The organism is Peribacillus sp. P4_C12 (assembly GCF_056402095.1).
In genome coordinates, this window is sequence record NZ_JBFUIB010000327.1 from 1 (window position 1) to 4,188 (window position 4,188).

Annotated in this window: 5 protein-coding genes and 2 pseudogenes; 1 reads left to right on the forward strand and 6 read right to left on the reverse strand. The window is 32.6% G+C overall.

What is annotated here, in order from left to right; translation table 11 throughout:
- Nucleotides 1–200: pseudogene (locus AC1DUW_RS22110) on the forward strand (DGQHR domain-containing protein); the annotation flags it as partial.
- Between the two features lie 406 nt (nucleotides 201–606).
- Here AC1DUW_RS22110 and AC1DUW_RS22115 read toward each other — a convergent pair.
- From AC1DUW_RS22115 to AC1DUW_RS22140, 6 genes and pseudogenes are all read right to left on the reverse strand, one after another.
- Nucleotides 607–1,044, reverse strand: coding sequence for a VOC family protein (locus tag AC1DUW_RS22115; RefSeq protein ID WP_062187334.1), 438 nt, complete (start codon nucleotides 1,042–1,044; stop codon nucleotides 607–609).
- Between the two features lie 330 nt (nucleotides 1,045–1,374).
- Nucleotides 1,375–1,605 (reverse strand): hypothetical protein, encoded by a 231-nt coding sequence (locus tag AC1DUW_RS22120; protein WP_477643471.1) that lies wholly within the window; start codon nucleotides 1,603–1,605, stop codon nucleotides 1,375–1,377.
- A 311-nt stretch (nucleotides 1,606–1,916) separates the two neighbouring features.
- On the reverse strand, nucleotides 1,917–2,297 hold the full coding sequence (locus tag AC1DUW_RS22125) for an RNA polymerase sigma factor (RefSeq protein ID WP_477643472.1): 381 nt from the start codon (nucleotides 2,295–2,297) through the stop codon (nucleotides 1,917–1,919).
- 148 nt (nucleotides 2,298–2,445) lie between these two features.
- Entirely contained in the window at nucleotides 2,446–3,141 is a 696-nt protein-coding gene (locus AC1DUW_RS22130; protein WP_477643473.1) for a hypothetical protein, read from the reverse strand.
- Nucleotides 3,138–3,881, reverse strand: a complete 744-nt coding sequence (locus tag AC1DUW_RS22135) for a hypothetical protein (RefSeq protein WP_477643474.1) — start codon at nucleotides 3,879–3,881, stop codon at nucleotides 3,138–3,140. The genes AC1DUW_RS22130 and AC1DUW_RS22135 overlap by 4 nt, the downstream gene beginning before the upstream one ends.
- Nucleotides 3,859–4,188: pseudogene (locus tag AC1DUW_RS22140) on the reverse strand (ABC transporter ATP-binding protein); the annotation flags it as partial. The gene AC1DUW_RS22135 and the pseudogene AC1DUW_RS22140, both read right to left, overlap by 23 nt.

Here is a 4,188-nt window from a genome sequence, read left to right on the forward strand (position 1 = left end):
GTTTAAATGCTTTTGCTATAGGAAATTATCCTTCAAATTATAATTTTGTTTCTAACCAGTTAAACATTAAAGAAGTAAATAAAAGAATGAGCAGTATAAAGATATTTGATTGGTCTAGTGAAGGAACATTGAAATATCTAAAAGGTGCTAGTGGTTCTAAACTCTTAGCTGAAGACATCATAGCATCTGTAGAAAAATAATTCTTGAATTCCCCATTTTCAAATATTAAAATGGCCGAAAAATCAAATTGATTTTCGGCCATTCTTATTCCTTATTCTTTGTAGGGAACTTTCCAGCTCAGTTCATGTATGTATTGTGCTAAAGCATCTGTAAAAAAGAATCAACTGTAGCTTTGAAATAAAGATTGATCACAAGGTCCTCCTGAATCCTCATATTAACGTAAATAAATACAATCCATTTTGAAAAGAGATTGATCAAAAAGGGTTCTTTTCTAGTGATTTAGTTTACAATTTTTATAAAATAGTTTGATTATTTTTTTAGTGATTATTATAGAACTAACGCACCCGTTAGTTTAAGTACATTTCTTCACAAACTAAAAAAATAGAAAGTAACAAAGAGTCGTACTTTCATTTTAATTAATATTACTTATTTGATTTCCTCAGCCAACTCCAAAATAATTCCCTCTGGACCACGAACGTAGCATAATTTATAACTTTCTTCATATTGCTGTATCTCACTAAAGATTTCCGTACCCTTCTTTTTCAATTTGGCAACAACAGCTTCAATATCTTCAACAGTAAATGCAATATGTCGGATACCCAGTGTATTTGCAAAGGTTTGCTGAATATCTTTTTCATCTGACGGCGTATAAAATTTGATTAGCTCTATCCATGTCTGACCGTCTGGCATTCCCAATCCTACACACGCTACTTTAACGTCATTAAGCCCAACTGCATATCCCATCAACTCTCCTTCCATTTCCCATTCCCCTTTCACCTCAAGTCCAAAATCGAGAAAAAACTCTTTAGCGGCAGAGAGATCATTTACGATTACACCCACATGATCTATTCTTTGGATCTTCAAATTTCATACCTCCTATGTTCCTGTTATTTTGCAATATCCTGTTTCAAATTCTAGTATTAACAAAGGGACGATTAATATAATAATAAGATACCAGCATTGCCAGTGAAGAAAAGAATCATTTCACTAATTTTGTATTAAATTATTTTTAAACTCCTTCCTCATTTCCCTAACGGTGTCAATTGGGGATAATTATTCATATACTTTCCACCTATTTTTTCTCAATGTTTCCCTTTGATTATTGAACAATACTGCCCCGTTAGTGCAAGAAAAAGGCTGCCGCAGCAACCCCTGTTWWTGAACTAAAGCACCTGTTAGTTGAGGATGCTAAACTCAATAATTTTCTTTTTTCCAACGTTTATATTCTACAAACTCTAAAAAACCATAAGCCGTTATCATTGATAAAATGGGGACAACATAATACTTCGGAGGTCCAAATATAAAGATAACAACAATGAAACCTGCAATAAAAAGTGCAGTATTTAAAAGAAATGATTTCTTTCGATATTTTAAATAAAGTTTTACCTTATCCATTACTTTTCCTTTCACGCCAAACATATTCACTAATATTTTTTGTTATCTTTCTTGAACTATTCTGCCCCTTTAGTTCCATAAGAGGTCTTGCCGGCAAAACGCGAATATTATACGGTAAGACATTTTTTGGAAGGTAAAAACCTGATTTTCCTCCGGTACGGTGAGAACCACGGTTGTTGGATACCTGTTAATACTTAGGGAAATTTCACCAAGCATTTCTAACAAAAGATACGAAAAATCCCGATTTTATCTATAAAAAAAGATAAAGTCAGGATTTTTTAAAGTCATCCATTAATTTTGGGGATTTTCAGAAGATCATATTTCTATGTAATTAAAAAAGCTTAAACAATAGGAATCCCACAACGACTTGCACCCGTTGTACCAGCAGAATCATATTTAATTATTAATTCATCTTCTGGAGTAGAATTCTGATTAAGAAATAAATCAACATCTTCAGAAGGTACAACATTCTTTATATGACTACTACGTAAATAATCGATACAATAATTTTTAGTTACCTTATAAACCCACGTATCTAAGGAGCATATTCCCATAAATTTTTCACGATTATAATAAACCTTCAAAAAAACTTCATGAGAAATATCCTCTGAAAGGTATGGATTTTTTATAAACGAAAGTGCTATTTTAGATATTTTATTTCTATATTWAATATAAAGTTGATTTATGTTTTCTTCTTCACTCATCATTTCATCCAATCCCATGTAAAGTATCTAAGGTTATAAAAGTTCAGTGTTAATCTTTATCATTTTTTTATTCTTTTCGCTTTCTTCAGCAGTCTGATTTTCTGTACTCTCATACAAAAACTTTAGAGCATGATTGTAAAGCGATAAAAACCTCTCAACCACTCGTCTACTTCTCAATAAATTCAAGAAAAACATGATTACCAGCTATTAACTCAAGATGATTAGGTATTCGTAAATAAACGACTTGGTCGCCGGTACTAAAAGATGGATTTATGATCGATTCACCTGTAAATTGCCGTATTGGAAAATCAGCTTTAGTTATTATAAGATTAATATCTTGTTGCTGAGGAAGATTAATGGTAAGGGTATTTTTCATTAACTCAAGATGATAAGGCTTCAGTTTTCTAGAAAAATCGTAACCGTCTATTATTAATCCATTGCCAAAAATGAAAGCTTCAATCGTGTCATCGTTATTTGCTTTTCTTTCTACGAAAATCTGTGAACTGTCATTGTTGCTAGATTCGACCCTTATTGATTGATTTTGGTAATTACTAAAACTACTTTCTTTCATTAAATACTTAGCATCAATCTGATCGATCTCTCCCTCATTAAGTTTCGTATATAAACCACTTAATTCCCGATCTGTATCTATGGCTTTTTCCATTCCTTTCTGACTCAAAGAATCATCAATGATGAAAGGAACAAAAACAGTGCCTAGAAGCAGTACGCCTATATAGATGAAGAGAAGCCAGTGAGTTACTTTGGGAGTTGCAAATTTTCTGGAAAGCCTAACCATAAAAATGAAAACACCAAATATAAGAATCAGGATGACTAACGGCAAAATTGCTGTCAAAACGGTCATCGTCTTACCTCCATTCGATTCAAGATGCTTATAGCAGCTGTAAAAAATACAGCAACCGTTACAATCACTTTGATAATAAATAGAAAAAGCGTTGATTCCATCCCATAAAATTTAAATACATTTATGAGAAAAGGCTCTTTTTGCATTGATGCCTCAAGAAATAGTATTCCAAAAAACAAAACCGGAATAAGAATGATAAACAATTTACTTTCTTGGACCAGTGTCCCAATAAAATAACCAATGGAGGTAACGAAGAAAACATATAAAATTGTTACACCTATACCCATAACAAGTTCTTGAAGCCCAGTATTAAAGCTATAAATCTGATCATCAAGCAAAATATGAGCTAAGATTTTCAGTAAATTCCCAGCCAGTATGGCAGTGATACTCCCAACGATACTTGCCGTTAATAAATATAAAATATTCGACAGGCTGCTACTAAGGCGATTGGTTACGAACGTAAAATCATGATTTCGGTATGGTTTCGTAGTGATTACAATCGCTGTAACGAAAGCCCATATCAGTGTGAAACCAATGACTAAATCTGCAGAATAGTATTTTATATTAATACTAAAATTCCCTCCTCCCATTCCAACTGAACCAACACCGCCAAATGAAAAGAGAAGCGCTAATAACTGAATTCCAATGAGTGAACTAAAAGCATCTATATTTGCTTTTAGCTTAAAGAAGTATTGTTTTTTTACCGTTTCCCACAAATTAACGCTTGTTAAAGACATCATCAATTCCTCCTTTCGTTTCACTGGTTAAGTAAACACATAAATCACTAGATTGAACGGGTAAGATTTCCACTCCTACAAGGTGCGCTTTATTAAGTAAGGACTCAGAAAAATCATTTTTTACAACCGCATACATCGTATTCAAACCGAAATATTCTTTAAAAAGTATTTCCTTTCCATCCGAAAAATTAAGTACTTCTTCTGTGGTTCCTTTTAATCCGATAGCCCATTCTTTTAACTCAGAGATTGACATTTGGAAATGTTTTTTCCCATCTTTAATGAGTAACACATCTTCCAGTAAATCCTCAAT